The sequence below is a fragment of the Bifidobacterium sp. UBA6881 genome (assembly GCA_002451435.1).
Taxonomy (GTDB): domain Bacteria; phylum Actinomycetota; class Actinomycetes; order Actinomycetales; family Bifidobacteriaceae; genus Bifidobacterium.
On record DKCF01000023.1, the window covers coordinates 10,777 to 12,386 of the forward strand.

The window sequence follows — 1,610 nt, forward strand, 5'->3', positions numbered from 1 at the left end:
CGTTCCCAGCTGGTCGCGGACATGGTGGTTGGAGTGACCGCCAAGAGTCTTTTGAGCGGCGATTTCGCATCGGGAGATTATGACCGGCGCACTTTCCAGGTTCTTCCGGATTTTCCCTTCGATGAGTTGACTCGTTCGACAGATATTCCGCCGGCTTCCTCATCGCTTCTTGTGATTACGAATATGGACAGCGGCGATCCGCAAATGGTGCATGCCTATGCGGTCGATATCAGAACCACGTATGAGGAGATTCGTCAGATGAGATCATCTAGGATTGACGAGTTCGTGGACGGGCATTGTCTGGCGGTTCCTGAAGAGTTCGAGCAGGAGGCGCGGGAATGTTTGCCCCAAAGGTGGTCAATGATGGTCTGGCATAAGAACGAGAGTGGTGGCGGCGAATATGATGATGTGCCGCGTAGGCTGGATCCATGGCCCATGCGGAATGGCGAGTCACGCGAACGCACGCTGTCGATGGCATTGCTCCGTCTGGCGCAACAGACGGGTTGGAACCGTTGATACGGTAGATTTGTCCAGGTTCGTGCCTGGTTCCGAAAGGATGCGGTGCGTTTGCGCGCCAGTGGCAACGGACACGCATATGATTGCGTGTGCAGGGCTGGAGGTCCTCTGCGGCGTTGGAATAACACGCAATGAGCGGAGGGGTGCTTTCAGCTCTGTGTTCTTGTTCATGGTGTTCATGAAACGAAGATCCTTCGGAACGTTCTTCCGTTGATTCAAAGGCGTTGTATCTCTAAATAGACGCTGAGGAATCGTTTGCGAAATGCCTCATATGATAAAATATGGGAAATTCATAATCCGCAATGGAACGAGGTGCATTATGGCGCTGATTCAGATCAATGTTCCCGATGACGTCAAGCAGCGGGCCGATGTCGCTTTTGCCCGTAACGGCATTACCACTCCAAGCGCGATGAAGATGATGGTGACGCAAGTCGCCAATGAGGGTCGCACTCCGTTTGATGGCTTGTTTTCTTCCGGAACAAGCCGTGAGTTGGCTGAGGATGTTCGCCGGGACATGCTTCGTGTGGAAGCCCAGGAGTATGGATTGCTACCGGATGATGCCGTCGACGCCCGCACTATTCCAGACGACGTGCTTGGCGAACTTGGTTTGACCGCTGAAGAGGTGGGGCAGTAGCCGTGTGGGATGTGAAGGCTTCTCCTGATTTCTGGCGTACTGCCATGCCTCTAAAAGCAAAGTACACGCATGAACAGTTCGCGTTTGTTATCCGTTCGATACGTGAGGCCATATGCGAGCTTGCGCAGAAGGGCGAGGTGGAAGAGGCCGGTTGGCATGATCACGTGTTGGAGCATCCACCGTTTGGTGACGGACATTTCTTCGAGTTCCATACGTTTGATGATGACGTATTGGTTGTGTACTACAAGCGTGAAAGAAAGCATGTGATTCGCATGGTCGGCATATACGACCATGATTCCATTCCCTCGGACTAGTCTTCTCCTGAATCGGGCAGGTTCGTCGGCCAAGTAAAATTTACTGCATTAAAAGGGCAATGTGTGCGATGGAGCATACTGCGGGTAGGGTCGTTTGAGGATGGGCGTGAATCATCGAATTTCACCAATGCTCCGTCAATCAGAAT

3 protein-coding genes are annotated in these 1,610 nt (G+C 52.6%); all 3 read left to right on the forward strand.

Annotated elements, in window-relative coordinates:
* The coding region (locus B3C64_RS01880; RefSeq protein ID WP_291533332.1) for a hypothetical protein at nucleotides 1–516 on the forward strand (516 nt) is incomplete at its 5' end.
* 319 nt (nucleotides 517–835) lie between these two features.
* Nucleotides 836–1,150: a type II toxin-antitoxin system RelB/DinJ family antitoxin gene (locus B3C64_RS01885; protein ID WP_291533333.1), complete on the forward strand. Its 315-nt coding sequence runs from the start codon at nucleotides 836–838 to the stop codon at nucleotides 1,148–1,150.
* Between the two features lie 2 nt (nucleotides 1,151–1,152).
* Complete coding sequence (locus tag B3C64_RS01890) at nucleotides 1,153–1,464, forward strand: hypothetical protein (RefSeq protein ID WP_291533334.1); 312 nt, start codon at nucleotides 1,153–1,155, stop codon at nucleotides 1,462–1,464.
* The last annotated feature ends 146 nt before the right edge of the window (nucleotides 1,465–1,610 follow it).